Origin of the sequence: Sphingopyxis sp., assembly GCF_035998965.1 — a bacterium.
GTDB lineage: Bacteria > Pseudomonadota > Alphaproteobacteria > Sphingomonadales > Sphingomonadaceae > Sphingopyxis.
Genome location: NZ_DASYHE010000068.1, coordinates 64,318 through 89,808, shown reverse-complemented (window position 1 = coordinate 89,808; position 25,491 = coordinate 64,318). Strand labels below are relative to the sequence as shown.

Sequence of the window (25,491 nt, the reverse complement as noted above, 5' to 3'; positions counted from 1 at the left end):
GCGCCAACAGAAGGTAAAGGCGCCTTAAGCGGCCTTCATCTTCGAAGTGATCACCGAAACGCGGTTCGAGATCGGCGCGAAGCTGTCGTTAGCCATCTTGACGACCAGTTCGCTGGTCTTCGAGGTCTGGGCAACGGCGGCGTCGAACGCCTTCTTGCTGTTTTCGGCATAGAGCTTGAAGAATTCGGTCGGCGACTTGACCGAGGTGTAGCCCTTCAGCGCGGCGGTCGTGTCTTCAAAGCTCTTGCGAGCGAAGGTCACGCCTTCCTGGCCCAGGACTTCCATGTTCTTGGCAGCGATCTTGCCGGCTTCGACCATCGCTTCGATGTTCGCCTTGTTGAATTCGACGGCTTCTTCGGCCAGCTTGCTGGTCTTGCTCATCGCTTCCTTGGCCTTCTCGTTGAAGTCGGCGGTCAGGGCTTCGGTGCGGGTCTTCGCTTCGTCGGCGAATTTCTTGACGGTGTCGTTCATGGTCTTGATTCCTTTGCTGACGGCGGCAACCGGCTTCGGCGCGGCCTTGGGGGCAAGCTTGGGGGAAATTTTCTGCACGGTCGCCTTCTTGGGGGCGACCTTCTTGGCAACTGCCTTGGGAGCAGCAGCCTTTTTTGCGGTCGGCTTGGCTTTTGCCTTCACCGTCTTGATCTTGGCAGGGGCCGCAGCCTTCACCGCTGCGGGAGCAGCGACTACGGCAGGGGCAGCCGGAGCTTCCACCGGCTTGGCGGCGGTTTCCAGCGTCGCGGCTTCGAAAGCCTTTTCGGCACTATCCATCTTGGTAGCCATGGGTAAAACTCCTTTATGTTGCAGTGCACAATATAGGAGTGGTTCGTCGATTTCAAGGATATTTTTGTGCGGTGCACAAAAAAATTCTCGTCGCCGCCCGCAGGCACGATAATCGCTAGATATTACCGCTGTTTGACATAGCGGCCGGGGGCGTCCTCAATGGCCTTTTTGGCGCCCTTTCCGGGAATGCGGGCGCCCTTGACCGCGACCTTTTCGTCATCCTGCGCCGCAATCCAGTCGATCCAGTGCGGCCACCAGCTGCCCTTGGTCTCGCTGGCGCTCGCGATGAATTCGTCCAGCGTCGCGGCGTTGCTGTCGCCGGTCCAGTATTGATATTTGCCTGCGGCGGGCGGGTTGACCACACCGGCGATATGGCCTGATCCGGCGAGCAGGAACGTCTTGGCACCGGCCAGATTGTCCATCAACCGCCAGACGCTGGCGAGGGGGGCGATATGGTCCTCGCGTCCCGCCTGGATATAGGCGGGGGTCTCGATTTTCCTGAGGTCGATCGGTGTGCCGCATGCCGACAGGCTGTTCGGGATCACCATGCGGTTGTCGCGGTACAGGTCGACCAGATATTGGCGGTGCCATTTCGCGGGCAGGTTGGTGGTATCGCCGTTCCAGTAGAGCAGGTCGAAGGGCGGATAGTCGTTGCCGAGCAGATAATTGCTGACGACATAATTCCAGATCAGGTCGCGTCCGCGCAGGCTGTTGAACGTCGCGGCCATATAGCGCCCGTCGAGGTAGCCGGGCGCCGAAAGCTGTTCGAGCAATGCCAGATAGCTGTCGTCGACGAACATCTTGAGGTCGCCCGCCTGCTCGAAATCGACCTGCGCGGTGAAGAAGGTGACCGACTTCACCCGATCGGCCTCGCCCTTTGCTGAAAGGATCGCGAGTGTTGCGGCCAGCGTGGTCCCCGCCACGCAATAACCGATGGTGTGAACCGCCGGAACATCGAGCGCCGCGCGCACCGTGTCGATCGCATCGACCTGCGCCGCGATGTAATCGTCCCACACAATGTCTTTCATCGATGCGTCGGCCGATTTCCACGACACCATGAACACGCTCAGCCCCTGTTCGACTGCCCAGGCGACAAAGCTTTTCGCCGGGTTGAGATCGAGGATGTAGAAGCGATTGATCCATGGCGGAAAGATGAGGAGCGGGACGGCATAGACCTCTTTGGTCGTCGGCGTATATTGGATCAGCTGATAGAGGTCAGTCTCATGGATGACTTTACCGGGGGTGGTCGCGATATTCACCCCGACCTCGAACGCGTCCGGGTCGACATGACTAAGCTGCCCGCGCGACAGGTCGGTCAGCATATTTTGCAAGCCCTTAAGCAGGCTTTCGCCGCGCGTTTCGACCGCGCGCTTGATGACTTCGGGGTTGGTCAGCGCGAGGTTGGTCGGCGCCATCGCATCGGCGATGCTTTTTGCAGCGAACTCCATTTTGGCGCGCGCGGCGGGATCTACCCCCTCGAACTGGCGCGTCGTCGTCAGCATCTGTTCGGCGAGCAGGCCGTAGGTCTGGCGGATCATCGCAAACACCGGGTTCGACGCCCAATCGGGGTCGGCAAAACGGCGGTCTTTGGTCGCGGTTTCCAACGCGGGCGGGGTCATCGGGTTCAGGGTCGCAAGCGAGGTCCAGAAGGCGACGCCTTGTTCCCACATCTTGGTCGATTGTTGCGCCCACATCTGGGTCGCCGGGTTTTCGAGCCATGTCGCGGGATCGAACATCGCCGGGGCGCTGGTCTTGCCGTCATTGGCCTGACCCAGCGCATATTCGAGCATCATCTGCTGCGCCCGCCCGATCACGCTGGCCCAATGCTGCATGTCGTCGGGCGACGGCAGAAACGGGTTGGGAGCGTCGGTCGTGTCGCTGGTGCCTGCGTCGCGCATGTTCGTTCCTGCTGGTCAGTGCCGATAGAAGCCTATAACAAGCCGCGGTGCGGCTGGCGAGGCGCCGTTCGCACCTATATCGATAACGAAAAGGAGTTGTTCTAGTTTCCCATGTCCGAAGATGAATTCTACCGCATCAAGCGCCTGCCGCCCTATGTCATCGCCGAAGTCAATGCGATGCGTGCGGCCGCCCGCGCCGCGGGGGAAGACATCATCGACCTGGGGATGGGCAACCCCGACCTGCCGCCGCCGCAGCATGTGATCGATAAATTGTGCGAAGTCGCGATGAAGCCCGACGCGCATGGTTATTCGCAGTCGAAGGGCATCCCGGGTTTGCGCAAGGCGCAGGCCAATTATTACGCCCGCCGCTTCAACGTCGAACTCGATCCCGAAAGCGAGGTCGTCGTGACGATGGGGTCGAAGGAAGGGCTGGCGAGCCTCGCGACCGCAATCACCGGGCCGGGCGATGTCGTGCTGGCGCCGAACCCCAGCTACCCCATCCACACCTTCGGCTTCATCATCGCGGGGGCGACGATCCGCAGCGTACCGACGACGCCGGACGAAAATTACTGGCGCGCGCTCGACCGCGCGATGGCGTTCACTGTCCCGCGCCCGTCGATTTTGGTCGTAAACTATCCGTCGAACCCGACCGCAGAGGCAGTGGACCTTGTGTTCTATGAACGGCTCGTCGCGTGGGCGAAAGAGAACAAGGTCTGGGTGTTGTCCGATCTTGCCTATTCCGAACTTTACTACGACGGTAACCCGACCCCTTCGATCCTGCAGGTGCCGGGCGCGAAGGATGTCGCGGTCGAATTCACCTCGATGTCGAAGACATACTCGATGGCGGGCTGGCGTATGGGCTTTGCGGTCGGCAACAAGCGGCTGATCGCGGCGATGACGCGCGTCAAATCTTACCTCGACTATGGCGCGTTCACGCCGATTCAGGCCGCAGCATGCGCGGCGCTCAACGGGCCGCAGGATATCGTCGCCAAGAACCGCGAGCTCTATCAGAAGCGCCGCGACGTGATGGTCGAAAGCTTTGGCCGCGCCGGGTGGGATATTCCGAGCCCCAAGGCGTCGATGTTCGCTTGGGCACCCCTCCCGCCCGCGCTCAAAGAAATGGGTAGTTTGGAGTTCTCGAAACAGCTGCTCACCCACGCCAAGGTCGCGGTTGCGCCGGGGGTCGGTTATGGCGAGGACGGCGAGGGCTATGTCCGCATCGCGATGGTCGAGAACGAACAGCGGATCCGTCAGGCCGCGCGCAATGTCCGCAAATTCCTGGCGATGCATGGCATCAACACGCCGTCGGTCGCGGCGGGCGGCGAGGGATGAGCATGACCGGCTCGGCGATGATCGCCGAGACGATCCAGCTGTCGGTCACGCCGGTGTTCCTGCTCGTCGCGACGGGCAGCCTGCTCAACGTCTTCACCGGGCGGCTGGCGCGCGTGATCGATCGGTCGCGCGTCCTGATGGAGCGCTGGGCCGAGACCGAGGGGCAGGATCATGAGCGTATCGTCGCCGAACTGCGCGTGGTCGACCGGCGGATTGACGTGATCAACAATTCGATCGCGGCCGCTGTCGCGTGCGGCATCGTCGTCTGTTTCCTGGTCGCGCTATTGTTTGCGCAGGCCTTTGCCGGGTTCAATCTGGGCTTGGCAGCGGCGTGGGTGTTTGCGTTGGCGATGCTGTTGTTGCTGGTGTCGCTGGTGCTGTTCCTGATCGAAGTGCGGCTGGCGATCCGTACCATCCATGTGCCGATGGAATTGCTGGAGCTGGAAGAAATGGGCTGGCAGCGGCGGCGTGATAAACGGTGAAGCGATCCTCCCTGTGGCAAAGCGATGGGGAGGGGGCAGCGCGAAGCGCTGACGGAGGGGCTTTTACGTAACCGTCGCCGCCCCTCCACCCCTTGCTTCGCAAGCGGTCCCCCTCCCCATCGCTTCGCGACAGGGAGGATTTTTACGGCGCCACGCCCACTCGATAGGTCGGGCTTACCCGCTTCCGGCTCGCCTGCTCATACGCATAGCCCGCCGCCAACACCTCAGCATCGGTCCACTTGCCACCGATAAATGAGACCCCGATCGGCAGCCCCTGCACCGTCCCCATCGGCACGGTCAGGTGCGGATAGCCCGCGACCGCCGGAAGCTGGCTAGCGCTGGGGCCGGTATAGTGATCCCCGTTCACCAGATCGCTCGTCCAGGCGGGGCCGTTGGTCACGCCGACAAGCAGGTCGACGTTATGCTCTTTCATCAACCGGTCGATGCCTTCGGGTCCGGCGAGCCGGGCCGCCTTGTCGCGCGCCGTCACATAGGCGGGACTGTCTAACCCGCCCTTGCTCTCCGCCAGTTCGAACAATGACTGGTCGAACCATTGCAGTTCGGCGGGATTGGCCTTGTTGAACGCGATCAGGTCGGCAAGGGTTTTGGGGCCGTCCTTGCTGGGTAGTCCCGCGAGATAGGTCGCCATGTCCGCCTTGAGTTCGGTCATCAGCACTTCAAACTCGGCGGCGCCCAATTCTTCCAGCCCTTTGCGGCTGTCGGCGATCTCGACCACCGTCGCGCCGAGGGCGGTCATCTGCTTCAACGCGGCATCGAACAGCGCGGCAATGTCGGCGCGGTCGCCGATGCGGTCGCGCAGTACGCCGATGCGCTTGCCCTTCAGCGCGTCGGGCGACAGCGCCGCGGTGTAATCGACCTTGCGCGCGTCGGCCTCGGCGGTCGCCAGATCAGTGGGGTCGCTGCCCGCGATCACGGTCATCACGAGCGCCGCGTCGCGCACCGTCAGGGTCATTGGTCCCGCGGTATCCTGACTATGGCTGATGGGCACGATATGGGTACGACTGACCAGTCCCACCGTAGGTTTGAACCCGACGATCCCGTTGACCCCGGCGGGGCAGGTGATCGATCCGTCGGTTTCGGTCCCGATCGCCAGCGGCGCCAGCGAAGCGGCCACGGCGGCGGCGCTGCCCGCGGACGAGCCGCAGGTGTTGCGATCGAGCGCGTGCGGGTTCTTGGTCAGCCCGCCGATGGCGCTCCACCCGCTGGTCGAATTGTTCGAACGGATATTCGCCCATTCGCTGAGGTTGGTCTTGCCCAGAATGACGGCCCCGGCATCGCGCAGCCGCGCCACCAGCGGCGCGTCGCGGCCCGTGACATTGTCCTTCAGCGCCAGCGAACCGGCGGTGGTCGGCAGCGCGCCCTTTGCCTCGATATTGTCCTTCAGCAAGATGGGAATGCCATGAAGCGGCCCGCGCAGCTTGCCTGCATGGCGCTCGCCATAGAGCAGCTTGGCTTCGCGCTCGACCGACAGAAAGGTGGCGATGACGGCGTTCAGTTCCGGACCATGATCATCGATCTTCGATATCCGGTCGAGATAGAGGGTGGTCAGCAGGCTGTCGTACAGCGTGCCGCTGGCCATTTCGGCTTGCAGGGTCGCGGCATCTTTGCCCTCGACCGGCGGCAGGGGCGGCGGCATGGCCATTGTGGGAGCGATCGTCAGCAGCGCGGAGGCGGCGAGCAGCGAAATTTTTTGCATGGGCAACACGCTGCCAGCCGTAGCGGCAATTGCAAGCGGCGATTTTCGGGATGCCGCAACGGCGTTGACACCGATCCCCCCGGTCTGCTCCCATGGCGACGGGAGATTGATATGACTGACAAGCCTGCCCTCGCCGGGGGCATCGCCGCGCCATCAGCCGACGGGGTTTCCGCGCAAACCCGGACGATGCTGTGGATCCTGCTGATCGTCTATATCTTCAACTTCCTCGACCGCCAGATCGTCAACATATTGGCCGAACCAATCAAGGCTGATCTTGGGCTTTCGGACACGCAGCTGGGGCTGCTGGCGGGGCCGGCCTTTGCGGTCTTCTACGCGCTGCTTGGTATCCCGATCGCCCGCTACGCCGACAAGGACGGGACGAATCGGGTGCGGCTGATCGCCATCTCGCTGGCGATCTGGTCGGCGATGACCGCGGTGTGCGGGCTCGCGCAGAATTTCGTTCAGCTGTTGCTCGCGCGCGTCGGGGTCGGGGTTGGTGAGGCGGGCTGTACGCCCGCGGCGCATTCGCTGATCTCCGACAGCGTGCCGGTCGAAAAGCGATCGTCGGCGATCGCCTTTTACGGGCTTGGCGTGCCAATCGGGTCACTGCTCGGGCTGATCATCGGCGGGGTGGTCAACGACATCTATGGCTGGCGGATCGCGTTGATGATGGTTGGCGCGCCAGGGATTTTGCTGGCGCTGGTGGTGCTATTTGTGATGCGCGAACCGCGGCACAGCCGGACGGCGGAGGCGGTCGCGACAGCGCGCGCCGTCGTGCCGCTATCGACTGGCGAAGCGCTGCGCGAAATTTTCAGCTCGCGCGCCTTCATCTATATTCTGATTGCCGCGTCTGTCGTTGCCGTGCTCGGCTATGGCAAGGCGCTGTGGACGATCAGCTTCTTCATTCGCAGCCACGGGCTGTCGACGACCGAAGCAGGCCTGTCGATGGCCGTCGTGCTCGGGTTGGCCGGGGCGTTCGGTACGTGGCTCGGCGGCAAGATGGCCGACAAATATGGCCCGCGCGACAAAAAGCATCTGCTGACCTTTCCCGCCTATGGGATGGCGGTTGCCGCGCCGATCCTGTTCCTCGGCTATTATATGGAGGATTGGCGCGTCGCGGTCGCGATGCTGATCATCCCGACGATCCTCAATTCGGCCTATTATGGCCCCGCCTATGGCTGTGTGCAGGGACTGGTCCAGCCGCGTGCGCGGGCGGTCGCGGCGTCCATCATGCTGTTCGGGCAGAATCTGATCGGGCTCGGGCTTGGGCCGTTCCTGTTCGGGGTGCTGTCCGATGCGTTGCAGCCGGTGGCGGGGCAGGAAAGCGTGCGCTGGGTGCTGTATGGCGCCGCCTGGCTGGGGTTGATCCCGGCGTTCTTCTTCTGGCGCGCCAGCCTGCGACTCAAGGCCGAGCTGAAGTCGGGTTAATAGGGCGGGTCGACCTTTGCGCGCTGCGCCTTGGCGGCGTCGATCCACCAATTGAGGTCGTCGGCGAAGCGCGGGAAGCTTTTGACCAACCGCGCCCCATCCTCGCCCGTCGGCTGGCCGTCGGCATCGAATGCGCCGCCGATCCGCCCGACCGGCAGGATCGACGAGGTGACGGCCATCCCCATTTCGCCGAGCGTATCGCGCCACCCCATCATCGCGCGAACCCCCGACCACGGCCCCGCCGAGTAACAGGCGATCGCGGCGGGCCGCCAGAACCATTCCTCCAGAAAATGGTCGGTCAGATTCTTCAGCCCCGGCTGCGGCCCCCAATTATATTCGCCGGTGACGAAGATGAAGCCGTCGGCGGCGCGAATCTTGGCGGCGAGTTCCGCCATCGCTGGCGGCGCCTCGCCCTTCGGATATTCCTTGTACATGCGGTCGAGCATGGGCAGGTCGACCGCCTTGGCATCGATCAGTTCGGCGCTGTCGCCGCGGGCGACGATGGCATCGACGAGCCATTGCGCAAGCTTGATGCCCTGTCGGTCGCGGCGGTAGCTGCCATAGAAGACGAGGATGTGTCGGGTCATGGCGCGACGGTGGCACGGCTTGCGCCGGAGCGGAAGTCCCCTAAGCTGATCGCCATCGAGGGTGGGGAGAATAGGATGCGCATTTATCGGACACCGGACGAGCGTTTTGCGGATTTGCCCGATTGGCCGTTTGCGCCAAACTATGCCGAGATCGCCGACGGCCTGCGCGTTCATTATGTTGACGAGGGCGCGTCCGATGACCAGCCGGTGCTGATGCTTCACGGCGAGCCGACGTGGTCCTATCTGTATCGCCATATGATCGGCCCCACTGTGGAGGCTGGCTTTCGTGTCGTGGCGCCCGACCTGATTGGCTTCGGGCGCTCGGACAAGCCGTTCGACCGCGCGGCGTACAGCTATGCGGCGCAGGTTGCGTGGATGCGGCAATGGATCGAGGCGCTCGACCTGAAAGACATCATCCTTGCCTGTCAGGATTGGGGATCGCTCATCGGCCTGCGGCTGGTTGCCGAGATGCCCGAACGATTTGCCGGGGTCGCGTTGTCGAACGGCGGGTTGCCCGAGGGCCAGCCTGCGCCGCGCGCCTTCGCCATCTGGCGCGCCTTTTCGCGCTACAGCCCGGTGTTCCCGATCGGCAAGATCATCAACGCGGGCGCCAAGCGCGAACTGAGCGCCGCCGAAATTGCCGCTTATAACGCGCCGTTCCCGACCCGCGCGTCAAAGGTCGCCGCCAGGGTTTATCCATCCTTCGTGCCGCTGGGCGACAATGTCGCAGTCCCCGACCAGAAACGCGCCTGGGCGGCGCTGGAGACGTTCGACAAGCCGTTCCTGTGCTGCTTTTCCGACGGCGATCCGATCACGCGCGGCGGTGATGCCTTGTTCACCGGACGCGTGCCGGGCGCACACGGCATGGCGCACCGAACCTTGCATGGGGGGCATTTCATTCAGGAGGATGATCCCGCGGGATTCGTCGCCGCGATCCGCGACGTGGCAACGGCAACACGTTAGGTGGTCACGCGGCCGACCAAGGTGCCTTTTGCGCCGCGGCGATCGAAGGCGAAGTCGATCCCCGGCCAGCGTTTCTGCCAACGCCGCGCGACGATGCGTTCGCCGGGCCGCGCCGCGTCGTCGAGCAGGATCATCGCGCCGTCCGTGAGGCGCGGAAACAGTGATTCGGCGGCGCCGCGCACCAGCGGATGGAGCGCCCAAGGTGGTCCGTCGATCACCAGCAGGCCGATATCGGTTGGCAGGTCGGAAAGCTGATACCAGAGTCCCGGCCAGTCACCGGGCGGCGGGCCGAGCGGTGCGTGGCGAATCTCGCTTGCGACGCCTTGCCCCGCAAGCCATTCGCCGGTTGCGGTGACGAATTCCTGGTGCTGGTCATAACTGATCAGCCGACCGCCGCCGAACATCGACAAGGCTTTGGCGATCACGAGGCTGCTCGCCCCGCAGCCGAGTTCGACGACCGTCGCGGGGCGCGATTGCTCAATGGCATCGACGATATGCATCAGAAAGCGGGTGTCGGCTTTCCAGCTGCCGAGGTGCGGCAACGCGTCATCGGCAAGGTTCAGGCGGTGCAGGAGGGCCGCTTTATCGGCTTTACGGCCACCCCATAGCGACCGCAGCAACCATGGCCACTGGATCGCGCCAAAGGCGACAACCTCCAGACGCTCGCGCGCGGGGCGCGGCAAGGCATCGTAGATGTCGGGGCGAGCGAGGAGGTGCGTGGTGTCGCGGCTGGTCATCCCGACGCCGACTAGCGACACGCGAAGGCAGTTCGGTGACAGCGGTCGAAACCGCGTCCAGTCGCCGCGCCAGTGCGACGACTGGCGGGCTGTTAGTCGCTGAACGGATCGCGGATCAGGATCGTGTCTTCGCGCTCGGGGCTGGTTGACACGAGCGCGATCGGGGTTTCGATTAGTTCCTGGACGCGCTGAATATATTTGATCGCCTGCGCGGGCAGGTCCGCATAGCTGCGCGCGCCGGCGGTCGTTTCCTGCCAGCCGTCCATTTCCTCGTAGATCGGCTCGACCTCGGCCTGATCGGCCGAATGGGCGGGGAAATAGTCGAGGATCTTACCGCGGAGGCGATAGCCGGTGCAGATGCGGATCGTGTCGAAGCCGTCGAGCACGTCGAGCTTGGTCAGCGCGATGCCGGTGACGCCCGATACGGCGCAGCTCTGGCGCACGAGCACCGCGTCGAACCAGCCGCAGCGGCGCTTGCGCCCGGTGACGGTGCCGAATTCATGCCCGCGCTCGCCAAGTTTCTGGCCGATGGCGTCCTCAAGTTCGGTGGGGAAGGGGCCGCTGCCGACGCGTGTCGTATAGGCCTTGGCGATGCCGAGGACGAAGCCGACCGCGCCCGGGCCAAGGCCCGAACCGGACGCGGCGGTGCCGCTCACGGTGTTCGAGCTGGTTACAAAGGGATAGGTGCCGTGATCGACGTCGAGCAGCACGCCCTGCGCGCCCTCGAACAGGATGCGCGCGCCCGCCTTGCGGACCTTCTTGAGCCGCTTCCAGACGGGCTGCGCATATTCGAGCACATAGTCGGCGATTTCGGTGAGGTCGGCGATCAGGCGCTCGCGGTCGATCGGTGGTTCGCCGAACCCGGCGCGCAGCGCGTCGTGGTGCGCAGTGAGGCGGTCGAGCTGCGGTTCGAGCTTGTCGAGGTGCGCGAGGTCGCAGACGCGCAGCGCGCGGCGCCCGACCTTGTCCTCATAGGCCGGGCCGATGCCGCGCCCGGTCGTCCCGATCTTGCCCGCGCCCGCAGCGGTCTCGCGCAGCGCGTCGAGATCGCGGTGGAACGGCAGGATCAGCGCGCACTTGTCGGCGATCGCAAAATTTTCGGCATTGATGACGACACCCTGACCGCGCAGCTTGGTGATCTCGTCGCGCAGCGCCCACGGATCGAGCACGACGCCGTTGCCGATGATCGACAGCGTCCCGGTGACGATGCCCGAGGGAAGCAGCGACAGCTTGTACACCTGCTCGCCGACGACGAGCGTATGACCGGCATTATGCCCGCCCTGAAACCGGACGACGGCATCGGCGCGGCTGGCGAGCCAGTCGACAATCTTGCCCTTGCCCTCGTCGCCCCATTGCGACCCGATGACGGTAACATTTGCCATGATGCTGTCCTGCTGAACGAGGTCATTTGACCCGGCGCGGCCTTAGCCGATTTGGGCGGCGAGGCAAGGTGCGGTGGGATGAATTTGCGACAATTGCGTCGGACAAGGTGCGCGCGCCGGGGGGCGATGGAGGTGTGGATATGAGCAAGCGATACTGGATCGGCTTTTTCGCGGCGACCGCTGTGATAGCGAGCGGCATGCCGACAAGCGATGCCCGCGAGAAATTGCGCGACCGCCTGCGCGAGCGGATGGCCGAACGCATGGGCGCCGAGCAAGGGCCGAGGGCGCCGGGCAGCGAGACGATAGCCTATGGCAGCGACCCGCTACAGGTGCTGGATATCTGGCGCGCGAAGGGCGCGAAAGGGCCGGCGCCGCTGATCGTCTATGTCCATGGCGGCGGGTGGAAGCGCGGCAGCAAGGACAATGCGACCGGGCGGTTCAAGCCCGTGCATTATCCGGAGCAGGGCTATGCCTTTGCCTCGATCAACTATCGCCTCGTCCCCGCCGAGACGGTCGAGCAACAGGCGGCGGACGTGGCTAGTGCGGTGAAGGCGGTGATCGATCGCGCCGGGGCGCTCGGTATCGACCGGCGGCGAATCGTGTTGATGGGGCACAGCGCGGGCGCGCATCTGGTCGCGCTGGTCGGGACCGACGAACGCTATCTGAAGGGCTCCGGGCTGTCGTTCGCTGACGTCGCGGGGATAATCCCCAATGACGGCGCCGCTTACGATGTGCCGGCGCAAATGAAGGACGGTCCGTCGATCATGCAAAAAACCTATGCGCAGGCGTTTGGCACCGATCCGGCGCGGCAAAAGGCCTTGTCGCCGACCGCGCATGCATCGGCACCTAACGCGCCGGAGTTTCTCCTGCTCTATGTCCAGCGGCCCGATGGGGTGCGGCAGGCGAAGGCTTTGGGCTCCGCGCTGACAGCGGGTGGCAGCCGGGTCGAACATGGCAGTTTCCCCGGCGAGGGGCTGAAAGGCCATGCCGAGATCAACCGCAGCCTAGGCGATCCGGCCTACGCGGCGACCGCGACGGTCGATGCGTGGTTGAAGCGGGTGTTCGGGGGATAGAGCGCGCCTGAAAGATCCAGAATTGCAAGTGATGATCCCCATCTCGTCACCCCGGACTTGATCCGGGGTCCATGACCACGTTAGTCGCTTGGACCCCGGATCAAGTCCGGGGTGACGAGGATCAAGGAAGGCACCGTGTCATGACTAACCCCGACGCGCCCTATCACGCCCATATCTATTACGACGCTGCCGAGCGGCCTGCCGCCGCGGCGTTGCGCGAGGATTTTGCGGATGATCCTGCGATCCTCTTCGTCGGCGCGATGACCGATGGCGCCGCAGGGCCGCATCCGATTGCGCAATATGAGGTGCATTTTCGGGCGCGTTCGCAAGCCGCCGTGGTGGCAGCCATCGAAGCGACCGGCCTGCGCGCGCTGGTGCATCCACTGACCGACGACGATTTGGCCGACCATACGACGTTGGCGCACTGGATCGGCGAGCCGGTAGTGCTGGATGTGACCGTGCTCGATCCACCGGGGGTCAACCAGGGCGTGCCGCGGTTCGGGATTTCGGATTTTTGACACATCCGTCATCCCGGCGAAGGCCGGGATCTCGACGTTGCTTATTGGCGTGAGTGTGAGATCCCGGCCTTCGCCGGGATGACGATCACTATCGGGTGTTCAGACCTCGACCGGTCCATCGCTGCCCAGCCGCCACCCGCATCCCAGCGCCAGCGCATCGTCGGCGTCGGACAGCGCCGCCACCGTCTGCCAGTCGTCGGCGCGCAGGCTGGCGGCCAGCGCGGGATCATGGCCGAGCGGCAGGAAAATACGGCGATCGCTGTCATCTTCGGCGCCAAGCCCCGCGTCGATCAACGGATCGGGATAAAGCGAAAAGCCGACCGCGGCCTCTTCCTGTTCGCCGACCGGTATCGCATAACCGCCGCCGCGCCCGACTGCGTCGCCCTGACCAGGAACGAAAATCTGGAATCCGAACCAGCTTTGATAGGCAAAGCCGTGGCGTTCGGTGGGGTCGAGGGTCAGCGTGACGCGGTCGCGCACCGGTGTCGCAATGGCCTCAAGCGCATCGATGCGTGCGGTGAGCACGCCCGACGTGTCGAAGGCGCGCAGGGCGACGATGGCCTGATCGAACGGCCCGGTGGCGCGGAGCAGCGGCAGATAGGCGGCGGCGCCGATGCGGGTCAGCGCGCCGGCGTCCTTGGCGTCGAGTTCGTCGCGCAGCTGCTGGATGTCGGTTTCGACGGGCAGCGGGCCGTTCGCGAGCAGGTCGACGACGTCGGGCAGGGTGAAATCGATCGTCACCGGGCCGATGCCGGCGGCTTCGAGCGCGTCGATCGCGACACCAACGATCTCGCGCGCCGCGGCGACACTGTCGCTGCCGATCAGCTCGGCGCCGACCTGAAGCATTTCGCGCGCCGGGCGGAGCTGGCTGGCGCGAAGTTTGACGACCTGTCCAGCGTAGCAAAGGCGCAGCGGACGCGGTGCTTGGGCAAGCAGCGACGTCGCGATGCGGCCGACCTGCCGCGTGATGTCGGGGCGCAACGCGAGGGTGCGCTGCGACACCGGGTCGGTGAAGCGCAGCAGGTCACGAGTGGTGCGATCGTCGTCGCCGCCCAGCGTTTCGCGAAACTCGGCCAGCGGCGGTGCGACGCGGCCATAGCCATGCGCGCGCATGGCATCGACGAGCGCGCGGGTGACGCGCGACGCAGCTTCCGCCTGTTGGGGGAGGCGGTCGCGGAGGCCTTCGGGCAGCAGGGCGGGGGTGCGAGGCATGGGTGCGGCCTTAGGCGGGTGGCGAAGGGAGTTCAACAAATCTCCCCTCGCGCAGACGGGAGCGGTCGGGGGTGGGCAGCGACGTTGCGATCAGCCCACCCCACTGCGGCTAACGAGCAAGCTCGTAAGCCTCGCTGCCCCTCCCGCTTGCGGGAGGGGAAAGCTTGGTCAGAACTTTAAACCCTTCACCGTCTTCACGCCCGGAAGCTGACACAGCTGCCACAGCAGCGGCTCGGGCATCGGCGAGTCGAGGCTCAAAAGCAGCACCGCTTCGCCGCCTGCGGCGCGGCGGCCGAGGTGGAAGGTGCCGATGTTGAGTCCGGCTTCGCCGAGCGCGGTGCCGATGCGGCCGATGAAGCCGGGGGCGTCCTCGTTGACGATATACAGCATGTGGCCGTCAAGATCGGCCTCGACCTTGATCCCGAACATCTCGACGAGGCGCGGGTCGCCGTTGCTGAACAAGGTGCCCGCGACCGAGCGGTCGCCCTGTTCGGTGGCGACGGTGACGCGGACGAGCGTGTGGTAGTCGCCGTCGCGGTCATGGCGCACTTCGCGGACGTCGAGCCCGCGCTCGCGCGCGAGGTGCGGGGCGTTGACCATGTTCACTGCGTCCGAATAGCGGCGCATGAGGCCGGTGAGCACCGCGGCGGTGATCGGCTTGAGGTTCAGCTCGGCGGCGGCGCCTTCGACCTCGACCGAGATGGTGGTCAGATTGTCGTGCGCGAGCTGACCAACGAGGCTGCCGAGCTTTTCGGCGAGGCTCATATAGGGGCGCAGCTTCGGCGCCTCCTCGGCCGACAGGCTGGGGACGTTGAGCGCGTTGGTGATGCCGCCGGTGAGCAGATAGTCGCTGATCTGCTCGGCCACCTGGATCGCAACATTGACTTGCGCTTCGTCGGTCGAGGCGCCGAGGTGCGGGGTGCAGACGAAGTTCGGCGCGCTGAACAGCGGATGATCGGCCGCAGGGGGCTCCTGCGCGAACACGTCGAGCGCGGCGCCCGCGACATGGCCCGATTCCAGCGCATCCTTCAGCGCCGCTTCGTCGATCAGCCCGCCGCGCGCGCAGTTGATGATCCGCACGCCCTTCTTGGCCTTGGCGATATTTTCGGCCGACAGGATATTGCGCGTCTGGTCGGTGAGCGGGGTGTGCAGCGTGATGAAATCGGCCTTGGCGAGCAGCGTGTCGAGATCGGCCTTTTCGACCCCGAGCTCTATCGCGCGCTCGGGAGTCAGGAAGGGATCGAAGGCGACGACCTTCATGCGCAGGCCCAGCGCGCGCTCGGCGACGATGCTGCCGATGTTGCCGCAGCCGATCAGGCCGAGCGTCTTCGACGTCAGTTCGACCCCCATGAAGTCGTTCTTCGGCCATTTGCCCGCCTGCGTCCCTGCATTGGCTTCGGGGATCTGGCGCGCGAGCGCGAACATCATCGCGATGGCATGTTCGGCGGTGGTGATGCTGTTGCCGAAGGGGGTGTTCATCACGATGACACCCTTTTTCGACGCCTCCGGAATATCGACATTGTCGACGCCGATCCCGGCGCGGCCGACGACTTTCAGGTTCGTCGCGGCGGCGAGGACGTCGGCGGTGACCTTGGTGGCCGAACGGATCGCAAGGCCGTCATAGGCGCCAATCATCGCGATCAGCTCGTCCTTGGTCTTGCCGGTGATGACGTCGACGTCGATGCCGCGTTCCTTGAAGATCGCGGCGGCTTTGGGGTCCATTTTGTCGGAAATCAGAACTTTGGGTGCGGTCATTTCGATAATCCTATTTCTCGTCACCCCCGCGAAAGCGGGGGTCCCGCTTTCTTGTTCGATGCTGGGCGTGACTTGGAAAAAGCGGGATTCCCGCCTTCGCGGGAATGACGATTAAGGGGTCAGGCCGAAAGGCTGGCGTAAGCCCAGTCGAGCCACGGGCCGAGCGCTTCGATATCGGCGGTGTCGACGGTCGCGCCGCACCAGATGCGAAGGCCCGGAGGCGCATCGCGATAGCCAGCGATGTCGTATGCTGCGCCCTCCTTGTCGAGCAGGCCGGCGAATTTCTTGATAAAATCCGCGTCGGCGCCCGCGACCGACAGGCAGACCGATGTCTTCGACCGGCTGGCGGGATCGGCGGCGAGGTGGCTCAACCAGTCGCGTTCTTCGACGATCTTGTCGAGCGCTGCAGCGTTGGCGTCGCTGCGCGCTTTCAGGCCATCGAGACCACCGAGCGACTTCGCCCATTCGAGCGCGAAGATCGCATCCTCGACCGCGAGCATCGATGGGGTGTTGATCGTTTCGCCCTTGAACACGCCTTCGGTCAGTGCGCCCTTCGACACGAGGCGGAAGACCTTCGGCAGCGGCCAGGCAGGGGTGTAGGTTTCGAGGCGCTCGACTGCGCGCGGGCCGAGGATCAGCACGCCATGACCGCCTTCGCCGCCGAGCACTTTCTGCCAGCTGAAGGTCGCGACGTCGATCTTGTCCCACGGCAGGTCGTAAGCGAACACCGCGCTGGTCGCGTCGGCGAAGCTCAGCCCTTCGCGGTCGTCGGCGATCCAGTCGCCGTTCGGAACGCGGACGCCTGACGTGGTGCCGTTCCAAGTGAACAGGACATCGTTCGACCAGTCGACTTGCGTCAGATCGGGGAGCTCGCCGTAGTCGGCGCGGATGACGGTCGGATCGAGCTTGAGCTGCTTCGCGGCGTCGGTAACCCAGCCCTCACCGAAGCTCTCCCATGCGAGCGTCGTGACGGGGCGGGCGCCGAGCATCGTCCACATTGCCATTTCGAAAGCGCCGGTGTCGGAGCCCGGGACGATGCCGATGCGGTGCGTATCGGGCAGCTGCAGCATCTCGCGCATCAGGTCGATGCAATAAGCGAGCCGCGTCTTGCCGATCTTCGCACGATGCGAGCGACCCAGCGATTCGGTGGCTAGTTTGTCGGGGGACCAGACCGGCGGCTTGGCGCAGGGTCCGGACGAGAAAAACGGGCGCGCAGGGCGCAATTCGGGTTTCGGCACTTCACTCATTTAGTCTCTCCTTGCAGAGAGCTCGCGCGGCGTTGGGACCGCGTGGCCCGGCGCCGCGTTTAGGGTCGGACACGCAACTGTCAAACAAAATGCGTGGGCCGCGCCATATTTCGGGTGAGTTGAGGCAAGTATAAAGAGCTTGTTAACCATCTTGTCGGTATTTTGACGCCATGCCGTTTCCGTCGTTCTTGCAGCCCCGGATCCTGATCGCCGCCACCGCAGCGCTGGCGGTCTCGGCGTGTTTCGGCAGCCCTGACGTGATGAAGCGTGGTGACCCAAAGCGTCCAATAGCCAGCGCGCCGAAGCGTCCGCAAGTGGCGCCGACTCCGTCCTTCACCAGCGCCGAAGCGCAGCAATGCGCCTTCGAACTGAAGCAGGCCGGTGTGCGCTTTACGCCGCTTCCCAATCAGGATCATGGCGGGGGGTGTAGCTCGATCGACTCGGTCAAGCTGCTCGACATCGGCACCCCGACGACCAATCTGGGCGCGATGACCTGTCCGCTGGCAAGGAGTTTCGCAGCTTGGGCGCAGTTTGCGGTGAAGCCCGCGGCGCGGAAATATTTTGGGGAAGAGGTGGTGAAGATCGAGACGTTCGGCACCTATAGCTGCCGCAACATTTACGGCGGCCGCTCTGGCCGACTGTCGCAGCACGCTTATTCGAACGCGGTCGATGTATCGGGTTTCGTGCTCGCCGACGGACGGCGGATCATGCTCGACGGCGGGTGGCATGGCGACAAGGCGTCACAGGACTTCCTCCGCGCGCTGCACAAATCGGGCTGCCGCCGCTTCGGCACCGTGCTCGGGCCGGACTATAACGCCGCGCATTACAACCATTTTCACTTCGACATGAGCGGCAATGGATATTGCCGTTAGCTGAGCTGGCGCCCCTGATTTGATAGTGATCCCGGCCTTCGCCGGGATGACGAAGTGGAGTTAGGGTTCGCGACGACGCCACCGACTTGGCAAAGTCACGCCGAACGGCTAGCCGCTGTTCAATGGCAGAAGATAAACAACCCCATCGCTCGCGCTTCCACAAAGCCAAGGACGACGCGCAGTTCGCCAAGCAGGCGACCACCACTCCGCAGACGGCAAGCGCCGCTTACAAGCTGGCATTTCAGGACAATGATTTCCTGCTGCGCGAAGATTTGCGCCCGGTGCGCTTCCAGCTGGAACTGCTCAAGCCCGAATTGCTGCTCGACGAGGCGAAGATCGAATCGATGCTCGTCATCTATGGCTCGGCGCGGATTCCCGAGCCCGCCGAGGCCGACGCGCTCGAAGCCGCGGCGACCGACGATGTCCAGCGCAATATCGCGCGCCGTTTGAAAGCCAAGGCGAAATATTATGAAGAGGCGCGCAAGCTGGCGCGGCTGGCGAGCCAGGTGCCACCGGACGAAAATGGCTGTCGCCACTTCGTTGTCTGTTCGGGCGGCGGGCCCTCGATCATGGAAGCCGCGAATCGCGGCGCTGACGACGTCGGCAAGGAATCGGTCGGGCTGAACATCGTGCTGCCGCACGAGCAGGCGCCGAACCGTTTCGTCACGCCGGATCTCAGCTTCCAGTTCCACTATTTCGCGCTGCGCAAGATGCACTTCCTGCTTCGCGCCCGCGCGGTGTGCGTGTTCCCGGGCGGGTTCGGTACCTTCGACGAGATGTTCGAATTGCTGACCTTGATCCAGACCGGCAAGATCAAGCCGATCCCGATCGTCCTGTTCGGTCAGGAGTTCTGGGAACGCGTCGTCAATTTCGAGGCGCTGGTCGAAGAGGGGGTGGTGAGCGCGCGCGACCTGGGGCTGTTCAAATTTGTCGAGACTGCCGACGAGGCATGGCAGATCGTGCAGGATTTTTACGCGCATATCGAGGAGTAGGTAATCGAGCCGTCGCCCCGCGCAGGCGGGGGCCGCTACCGGCCTACTCCTGCGCCGCTCACCAAACCTTTTTGCGTTGAATCTGGATCATCATCCGACCCCGTTCGTGCCGAGCTTGTCGAAGCACCGCTCTTTCTTTCAGCGTCCCAAAGAAGAACGGCCCTTCGACAAGCTCAGGGCGAATGGTTCAAACTTGACGCACACCGCTCTAAACCAACAGCAGCCCCGCCTTCGCGCGGGCGACCATGTTATTTCTGGCTTTCCAGATACAGGATCAACGCCTGGCGATCCGCGGCGTCGATGACCCCGGCAAACGCCATTCGCGTCCCGGGTATCGCCTTCATCGGCGCTTCGAGATAGGCATCCAGCGTCGCTTCGTCCCAGACGCCGCCTTTGGCCTTCATCGCGCTTGAATAGGAAAAATCGGGCTTTGCGGCCACCGCGGCGCCGACGACGCCGTGCAGGTTGGGGCCGATGCCGTTACGGCCGCCCTTGTCCACCGTGTGACAGGCGACGCAGCGTTTGAAGACCTGCTCGCCCATTGCCGCGGTCGGCGCGACGACAGCCGCAGGCGAGTCCACCGCGTCACCAGAGGCGACGTCGGCCGGCGGCGTTTCGCCTTTGCCGCAGCTGGCGAGGGCGAAGGCGCCCGCCAGCAGGACAGGCGCAATCCGCATTATTTCTTGGCTTCGGCCGGAGCGGGAGCACCGGCGGCGTCTGCAGCCGGCGCGGCGGCGGCGCCTTCAGCGGGTGCGGCAGCCGCTTCGCCTTCGGCCGGGGCAGCGCCTTCGGCAGGCGCAGCGGCTTCGGGGGCGGGCAGCGGCAGGTTCGAACCCTGGGTGTTCATATACAGGATCAGGTTCGCGCGGTCTTCGGCGCTGCTGAGACCCGCGAACGACATTTTGGTACCCGGTGCATATTTGCGTGGGCTGGCGAGCCAGGCGTCCATGGCTTCGAACGTCCAATTGCCGGGAACGCTCTTGAGCGCATCCGAATAGGCAAAGCCAGCGACATGGCCGTGCGACTTGCCAAGCGCGCCCCACAGATTCGGGCCGATGCCATTGGCGCCGCCCGAGGCGATGGTGTGGCATGCGGCGCATTTCGCGAACACGGCTTCACCCTTCACCGGATCGGCGGCGGCGAGCAGGTTGGCGATCGGCACCGCGGCTGCGGCACCCGCACCGGCTTCCGCATCTTCAATCGGATAACCGGGCTTCTCCGGGCTGTGACCGGCGAACAACATGCCCGACCCGATGGTCAAGCCCAGCGCGCAAATACCGGCAAAAAGCACCCAGCCAGCGATCGTGTTGTTGCGATTATCCATGCTCTTGCAGCCCCGTTAGCTGGCGCCCGCTTGTCGGACGCATATCTGATTTGGACGCTCCCTTACTGGCGCGGCGACGGCGGCGCAAGGGGATGAAGTCGGCGATTGCGACCACGCACACCGGTTGCGCGGGTGCGGCCCTGCGGCTATGCGCCGCCGCGGTAACGCGGGAAGGCAATCATGGGCAGTTATTCGGCTTCGGCACAGCATCTGGTCGACGATATGCGGATGAAGGCGCTTGCCGAACCTGCGCGCGGGTTGGCGTTTCAGGGGGCGCCCGGCGCCAACAGCGACCTCGCCGCGCGCGAATATGACGCGGACGCGCTGCCGCTGCCCTGCTACGCCTTTCAGGATGCGATCGACGCGGTGCGCGACGGACGCGTCGATCGCGCGATCATTCCGATCGAAAACAGCCTGCACGGCCGCGTCGCCGATATCCACTTCCTGCTTCCCGAATCCGGGTTGTCGATCGTCGGCGAACATTTTTTGCGCATCCGCCACGGGCTGATGAGTCGCAATCTGGGTCCGGTCACGCGCGCGATGAGCCACGAACAGGCGCTTGGCCAATGCCGCCACTGGCTGCGCGCCCATCATATCTCGCCCGTCGCGCACAGCGATACCGCGGGCGCCGCCGCCTGGGTTGCCGACAGCGACGAGGCTGGGCTGGCCGCAATCGCGCCGCCACATGCCGCCGAACTGTACGGGCTGACGCTGCACGAAGCGGGGATTGAGGATGCCGACCATAATATGACGCGCTTTGTCGTTCTGGCGCGTGAACCGATGCCGCCGCCTGCCGGCGTGGCGTCGATGACGACCTTCATTTTCGAGGTGAAGAATATCCCGGCGGCGCTGTACAAAGCGCTGGGCGGTTTTGCGACCAACGGCGTCAACATGACGAAGCTGGAAAGCTACCAGGTCGGCGGCAGCTTTGCCGCGACCAAGTTTTACGCCGACATCGTCGGGGCGCCCGGCGACGAGCGCGTCGATCGCGCGCTGGAGGAACTGGATTTCCAGACCAAGTCGCTCAGTCTGCTCGGCACCTATCCGCAGGCGCGCCCGCGGCCCTGATCCGCTCAGGCGCCGCGGCGGCGCAGCATTCGCGCGGTTGCCGACGTCTGGACAATGAACAACGTCACCAGGATGCTGGACACGACCAGCGCGAACAGGTCGAACACCGAAAAATTGGTGCCGCGGATGTCGGCGCCGCCGACGATCGGCATCGCGATCGTCATCGCCATCAGCATCAACCGCAGCTCGGTCGGCCCGCCCGCCATGTACGACAGGCGAAACTCACCGACGACCTTGGCGGCGATGAAGGTGTGGATAGACAGCAGGAAATAGCCGATGACCGCCATCAGCGCGACGTCGAAGCGCATATAGGGGCTCATCCCGATCGCGCTCACCATCAGCAAGGTCGCCAACGCATCGACGCTATGATCGACGAAATAGCCATAATTGGGGCGCTCGATGCCCCGCCAGCGCGCGAGGCTGCCGTCGAGCGAATCGCCGAACCAGTTGACGATGTAGCCCATCAGGCAAAGCCCCAGCCATTCGCTATCGAGCCAGCTGAGCATATATCCCGCCGCCACCATGACGGCACCGAAAAACCCGAGCGCGGTCAGCTTATCGGGCGTCACCCATTGCGGCAGGTGCGGGCAGATCCAGTTGAGGAGGCGGCGTTCGCTGCGCGCGAGAATGTTTTGCTGAATACGAACCGGCGCCTGCGCGACGGGCTGAAACTTGCTCATGGAAACCCTTTGATGCTGGCTGTCACATTATCGCCAGCCAAATGTCATCAACGCGTCATAGAGCGAAATGTCCGGGTGGGAAAGGGCGGTGCCGACAGCATGGCGCACCGGGGCGTCGTTCAGTCCTGCCAGGGACCGATTTCACCCACATCGCCGACGGTGCGATAGCGCACCGCGTCGTCGGTCCACGCGACCTCCCACATCGGGGCGGGACGCGCCCATTCGCCGATGACGAACAGCGGTATCCGATTCGCGGCGACGAACGCAAGGTCGCTCGCACTGGGGCCAGGGACAGGGGTTTCGTAACGCTGGCGCAAGCGAACGACCGCGAGCGTCCCTTGGGGCGGAGTCGGCAATGCTTGGCGTGTTGGAAAGCCGACACTGGTGGCGATTAAGGGAAACCCCTTGTCGTCGCGGGCGATCAGCAGCACCTTGTCGGCGCTTGCAATCGGCCCGCCGACCGGACGCCCCGCAACCTTGCGCCCGGCGATCGCAACAAATTCGCGCAGATCAGCGTCGGCGATGGGCGCCGCAGCCGCCACGGCAGCCGGGGCCGACGCAGCAGCGGGATCGGCGACGAGCGCCGCAACGTACAGCAGGGCGGCCATCAATGCGCTTCGCCCCAGCTTTTGCCGATGCCGATTTCGACCTCCAGCGGGACGGATAGCGTGAGCGCGGGCTCGGCGGCGCCCATCATTACGGATCGGATCACCGCGCCAGCGGCTTCGGCCTTATCGGCAGGCGCCTCGAACACCAGTTCGTCGTGCACCTGGAGCAGCATCTTGACGTCGGACAGCCCCGCATCGGCCAGCGCCGCGGGCATCCGCGCCATCGCCCGTTTGATCAGGTCGGCACTGGTTCCCTGGATCGGAGCGTTGATCGCGGCGCGTTCGCTGCCTGCGCGCTCGTTCTGGCTCGCCGCCTTGATGCGGGGAAACCAGGTTTTGCGACCGAACAGCGTCTCGGTATAGCCGGTCGCCCGCACGCGTTCGAGCGTGTCGGTGATATAATCGGAAATACCGGGGAAGCGCTCGAAATAGCGCGCGATCAGCGCCTGCGCCTCGTCGGGGGTGATCTCGAGGCGTCCCGCCAAACCCCAGCGCGAAATGCCATAGAGGATCGAGAAGTTGACCGTCTTCGCCTTGCCGCGGGTGTCGCGGTTGCTTTCGCCAAACAATTCGATCGCGGTCGCGCTGTGAATGTCCTGCCCCTGTGCGAACGCTTCCTTCAGTTCGGGGACATCGGCCATGTGCGCCGCAAGCCGGAGCTCGATCTGGCTATAGTCGGCGGCGATCAGCACATGGCCTGGCGCGGCGATGAAGGCGTCGCGGATCTGGCGGCCGGTCTCGGTGCGGATCGGGATGTTCTGCAAATTAGGGTCGGTCGACGACAACCGCCCGGTCTGGGCGCCGACCAGGCTGTAGCTGGTGTGAACGCGGCCAGTGGTGGGATTGATCTGTTGCTGGAGAGCGTCGGTATAGGTCGATTTCAGCTTGGCGAGCTGGCGCCATTCGAGAATCTTGCGCGCGATCGGCACGCCGTCACGTTCGAGCCGTTCCAGTTCATTCTGGTCGGTCGACCAGTCGCCCGACTTGCCCTTGCGCCCGCCCTTCAGCCCGAGCTTGTCGAACAGGATTTCGCCGAGCTGTTTGGGGCTGCCGATCGCGAAGGGCTGGCCGGCCAGCGCGTGGATCTCGCCCTCGATCCGCAGCATTTCGGTCGCGAATTCGCCCGACAGCTTGGCCAGATAGTCGCGGTCGACCATGATCCCGGCGCGCTCCATGCCCTCGACGATGGACGCGAGCGGCCGGTCGACCATCTCATACACGCGTGTCCCGCCCTCAATCGGCAGGCGCAGCTTGAGCAGCTTCCATAGTCGTAGCGCGACATCGGCATCTTCGGCGGCATATTCGGTCGCACGGTCGAGCTGGACCTCGGCAAAGCTGATCTGCGATTTGCCCGTCCCGCACATTTCCTTGAAGGTCAGGCAAGTGTGATCGAGGTGGAGCTTGGCCAACTCGTCGAGGCCGTGCTGATGCTTGCCTGCGTCCAGCGCGAAGCTCATCACTAGCGTGTCGTCATAAGGCGCGATGGTAATGCCATGCTGCGCGAGCACGCCGATGTCATATTTCAGATTGTGCCCGACCTTCAGCACCGCATCGTCGGCGAACAGGTCGCCGAGCCGCGCCAGTGCGGCGTCCATTGCAATCTGTTCGGGCTTCTCGGCAAACATATCGGTGCCGCCATGGCCGAGCGGGATGTAGCACGCCTTGCCCGGCGCCGTCGCGAGGCTGACGCCGACCAGCCGTCCGGTGACGCTGTCGAGGCTGGCGGTTTCGGTATCGATGGCGACGATATGCGCGGCGCGGGCCTCGGCGATCCAGCGGTCGAGCTCGTCAAGGCTTGTGACGCATTCGTAAGCCGAGCGGTCGATCGCGGGCATCGGCGGCAGCGCCGGGGTCGACGGCGCTGTGTTCGCGCTCGCAACGGGCGCGGTGTCCGCACGCGGAAAGGTCGGCGGCCCACCGGGAGTGCCGCCCAAGTCGAGTTTCGCCGACAGCGACCGGAAGCCATGCTCGTCGAGAAACGCCTTGAGCGGCAGGGGCGGGATCGCGCCCAGCTTCAGGTCGTCGAGCGCATCGGGCAACGGACAGTCGCGCTTCAGCTCGACCAGCACCCGCGACAAGCGCGCCATGTCGGCATGTTCGATCAGATTGTCGCGCAGCTTCGACGCCTTCATCGTCTCGGCGCCCGCGAGCGCCTTTTCCAGATCACCATATTCGACGATCAGCTTGGTCGCGGTCTTGGGTCCAACCCCGCGCACGCCGGGGACGTTATCGACGCTGTCGCCCATTAACGCGAGCACATCGCCGACCAGATCGGGGGTGACCCCAAACTTCTCGTTCACCGCGTCGAGGCCGAGGCGGACGTTCTTCATTGTGTCGAGCATATCGACATGCGGACTGTCCGCTGGCTCACGGATCAGCTGCATCAGATCCTTGTCCGACGACACGATGGTGACGTCCCATCCCGCGGCGACAGCGGCTTCGGTATAGCTAGCGATCAGGTCGTCGGCTTCGAACCCCTCGGTCTCGATGCACGGCAGTGAAAAGGCGCGCGTCGCGTCGCGGATCAGCGGGAATTGCGGGCGCAGATCCTCGGGCGGTTCGGGGCGGTTTGCTTTATACTGGTCGTAAATCTCGTTGCGGAACGACTGGCTGCTATGGTCGAGAATGACCGCGAGGTGCGTCGGCCCGTCGGCGTCGTGGAGATCCTTCGCCAGTTTCCACAGCATCGTCGTGTAGCCATAAACCGCACCGACCGGCACCCCATGCGGGTTGGTCAGCGGCGGCAGGCGGTGATAGGCGCGGAAGATGTAGCTGGAGCCATCGACCAGATAGAGATGATTCTTCTCGGACATGGCGGCGGTGTAGCAGCGGCGGC

The 25,491-nt window shown here is 64.4% G+C and carries 23 protein-coding genes; 9 read left to right on the top strand and 14 right to left on the bottom strand.

The genetic code is table 11. The annotated features are described in order from the left end of the window. Positions 1–24 precede the first annotated feature (24 nt). Positions 25–780, bottom strand: a complete 756-nt coding sequence (locus tag VGN68_RS12345; protein ID WP_327477086.1) for a phasin family protein — start codon at positions 778–780, stop codon at positions 25–27. Positions 781–902: 122 nt separating this feature from the next. Beyond that, positions 903–2,678, bottom strand: a complete 1,776-nt coding sequence (locus VGN68_RS12340; protein ID WP_327477084.1) for a class I poly(R)-hydroxyalkanoic acid synthase — start codon at positions 2,676–2,678, stop codon at positions 903–905. 111 nt (positions 2,679–2,789) lie between these two features. On the opposite strand from VGN68_RS12340, the gene VGN68_RS12335 reads away from it, so the two are divergent. Both VGN68_RS12335 and VGN68_RS12330 read left to right on the top strand, forming a co-directional pair. Next, the gene (locus tag VGN68_RS12335; protein WP_327477082.1) at positions 2,790–4,010 is read left to right on the top strand and encodes an LL-diaminopimelate aminotransferase; all 1,221 of its coding nucleotides are present in this window, start codon (positions 2,790–2,792) and stop codon (positions 4,008–4,010) included. Continuing rightward, the gene (locus VGN68_RS12330) at positions 4,007–4,492 is read left to right on the top strand and encodes a DUF2721 domain-containing protein (RefSeq protein ID WP_194953799.1); all 486 of its coding nucleotides are present in this window, start codon (positions 4,007–4,009) and stop codon (positions 4,490–4,492) included. The genes VGN68_RS12335 and VGN68_RS12330 overlap by 4 nt, the downstream gene beginning before the upstream one ends. 142 nt (positions 4,493–4,634) lie before the next feature. Here the strand turns inward: VGN68_RS12330 and VGN68_RS12325 are convergent, their stop codons facing one another. After that, positions 4,635–6,209 (bottom strand): amidase, encoded by a 1,575-nt coding sequence (locus VGN68_RS12325; RefSeq protein ID WP_327477077.1) that lies wholly within the window; start codon positions 6,207–6,209, stop codon positions 4,635–4,637. A gap of 111 nt (positions 6,210–6,320) precedes the next feature. Between VGN68_RS12325 and VGN68_RS12320 the strand changes: the two genes are divergently transcribed. Continuing rightward, positions 6,321–7,637, top strand: coding sequence for an MFS transporter (locus tag VGN68_RS12320; protein ID WP_327477075.1), 1,317 nt, complete (start codon positions 6,321–6,323; stop codon positions 7,635–7,637). On the opposite strand, the gene VGN68_RS12315 is transcribed toward VGN68_RS12320, so the two are convergent. Beyond that, positions 7,634–8,224 carry an NADPH-dependent FMN reductase gene (locus VGN68_RS12315; protein ID WP_327477073.1) on the bottom strand — a complete coding sequence of 197 codons (591 nt, stop codon included), beginning with the start codon at positions 8,222–8,224 and terminating at the stop codon, positions 7,634–7,636. The genes VGN68_RS12320 and VGN68_RS12315 overlap by 4 nt on opposite strands. 75 nt (positions 8,225–8,299) lie before the next feature. Here VGN68_RS12315 and VGN68_RS12310 point away from each other — a divergent pair, with 75 nt between their 5' ends. After that, the gene (locus tag VGN68_RS12310) at positions 8,300–9,187 is read left to right on the top strand and encodes a haloalkane dehalogenase (RefSeq protein ID WP_327477071.1); all 888 of its coding nucleotides are present in this window, start codon (positions 8,300–8,302) and stop codon (positions 9,185–9,187) included. On the opposite strand, the gene VGN68_RS12305 is transcribed toward VGN68_RS12310, so the two are convergent. Both VGN68_RS12305 and VGN68_RS12300 read right to left on the bottom strand, forming a co-directional pair. Then, entirely contained in the window at positions 9,184–9,924 is a 741-nt protein-coding gene (locus tag VGN68_RS12305; RefSeq protein WP_327477069.1) for a class I SAM-dependent methyltransferase, read from the bottom strand. The genes VGN68_RS12310 and VGN68_RS12305 overlap by 4 nt on opposite strands. 92 nt (positions 9,925–10,016) lie before the next feature. Further along, positions 10,017–11,306 (bottom strand): adenylosuccinate synthase, encoded by a 1,290-nt coding sequence (locus VGN68_RS12300; RefSeq protein WP_327477067.1) that lies wholly within the window; start codon positions 11,304–11,306, stop codon positions 10,017–10,019. A gap of 140 nt (positions 11,307–11,446) precedes the next feature. Between VGN68_RS12300 and VGN68_RS12295 the strand changes: the two genes are divergently transcribed. Both VGN68_RS12295 and VGN68_RS12290 read left to right on the top strand, forming a co-directional pair. Further along, on the top strand, positions 11,447–12,379 hold the full coding sequence (locus VGN68_RS12295) for an alpha/beta hydrolase (protein WP_327477065.1): 933 nt from the start codon (positions 11,447–11,449) through the stop codon (positions 12,377–12,379). 140 nt (positions 12,380–12,519) lie between these two features. After that, positions 12,520–12,897, top strand: a complete 378-nt coding sequence (locus tag VGN68_RS12290) for a DOPA 4,5-dioxygenase family protein (RefSeq protein ID WP_327477063.1) — start codon at positions 12,520–12,522, stop codon at positions 12,895–12,897. Between the two features lie 99 nt (positions 12,898–12,996). On the opposite strand, the gene VGN68_RS12285 is transcribed toward VGN68_RS12290, so the two are convergent. From VGN68_RS12285 to VGN68_RS12275, 3 genes are all read right to left on the bottom strand, one after another. Then, positions 12,997–14,109, bottom strand: a complete 1,113-nt coding sequence (locus VGN68_RS12285) for an ATP phosphoribosyltransferase regulatory subunit (RefSeq protein ID WP_327477061.1) — start codon at positions 14,107–14,109, stop codon at positions 12,997–12,999. Between the two features lie 168 nt (positions 14,110–14,277). Further along, entirely contained in the window at positions 14,278–15,864 is a 1,587-nt protein-coding gene (gene serA / locus VGN68_RS12280; RefSeq protein WP_327477059.1) for a phosphoglycerate dehydrogenase, read from the bottom strand. 119 nt (positions 15,865–15,983) lie between these two features. Next, a complete protein-coding gene (locus VGN68_RS12275; RefSeq protein WP_327477057.1) occupies positions 15,984–17,111 on the bottom strand; it encodes a phosphoserine transaminase in 1,128 nt (375 codons plus the stop codon). A gap of 314 nt (positions 17,112–17,425) precedes the next feature. On the opposite strand from VGN68_RS12275, the gene VGN68_RS12270 reads away from it, so the two are divergent. Further along, the gene (locus VGN68_RS12270; protein WP_327477055.1) at positions 17,426–17,983 is read left to right on the top strand and encodes an extensin family protein; all 558 of its coding nucleotides are present in this window, start codon (positions 17,426–17,428) and stop codon (positions 17,981–17,983) included. Between the two features lie 122 nt (positions 17,984–18,105). Continuing rightward, a complete protein-coding gene (locus VGN68_RS12265; RefSeq protein WP_327477053.1) occupies positions 18,106–18,975 on the top strand; it encodes an LOG family protein in 870 nt (289 codons plus the stop codon). A gap of 248 nt (positions 18,976–19,223) precedes the next feature. On the opposite strand, the gene VGN68_RS12260 is transcribed toward VGN68_RS12265, so the two are convergent. After that, positions 19,224–19,652 (bottom strand): cytochrome c family protein, encoded by a 429-nt coding sequence (locus VGN68_RS12260; protein WP_327477051.1) that lies wholly within the window; start codon positions 19,650–19,652, stop codon positions 19,224–19,226. Then, complete coding sequence (locus tag VGN68_RS12255; RefSeq protein WP_327477049.1) at positions 19,652–20,299, bottom strand: cytochrome c family protein; 648 nt, start codon at positions 20,297–20,299, stop codon at positions 19,652–19,654. Before VGN68_RS12255 ends, VGN68_RS12260 begins: the two co-directional genes overlap by 1 nt. A 180-nt stretch (positions 20,300–20,479) precedes the next feature. Here VGN68_RS12255 and VGN68_RS12250 point away from each other — a divergent pair, with 180 nt between their 5' ends. Continuing rightward, positions 20,480–21,367, top strand: a complete 888-nt coding sequence (locus VGN68_RS12250) for a prephenate dehydratase (RefSeq protein WP_327477047.1) — start codon at positions 20,480–20,482, stop codon at positions 21,365–21,367. A gap of 5 nt (positions 21,368–21,372) precedes the next feature. On the opposite strand, the gene VGN68_RS12245 is transcribed toward VGN68_RS12250, so the two are convergent. The 3 genes from VGN68_RS12245 to polA all read right to left on the bottom strand — a co-directional run bounded on the left by VGN68_RS12245 (position 21,373) and on the right by polA (position 25,468). Further along, positions 21,373–22,047 (bottom strand): CDP-alcohol phosphatidyltransferase family protein, encoded by a 675-nt coding sequence (locus VGN68_RS12245; protein WP_327477045.1) that lies wholly within the window; start codon positions 22,045–22,047, stop codon positions 21,373–21,375. Between the two features lie 119 nt (positions 22,048–22,166). After that, positions 22,167–22,655 carry a hypothetical protein gene (locus VGN68_RS12240; RefSeq protein WP_327477043.1) on the bottom strand — a complete coding sequence of 163 codons (489 nt, stop codon included), beginning with the start codon at positions 22,653–22,655 and terminating at the stop codon, positions 22,167–22,169. After that, the gene (gene polA / locus VGN68_RS12235; RefSeq protein WP_327477041.1) at positions 22,655–25,468 is read right to left on the bottom strand and encodes a DNA polymerase I; all 2,814 of its coding nucleotides are present in this window, start codon (positions 25,466–25,468) and stop codon (positions 22,655–22,657) included. Before polA ends, VGN68_RS12240 begins: the two co-directional genes overlap by 1 nt. Positions 25,469–25,491: the final 23 nt, after the last annotated feature.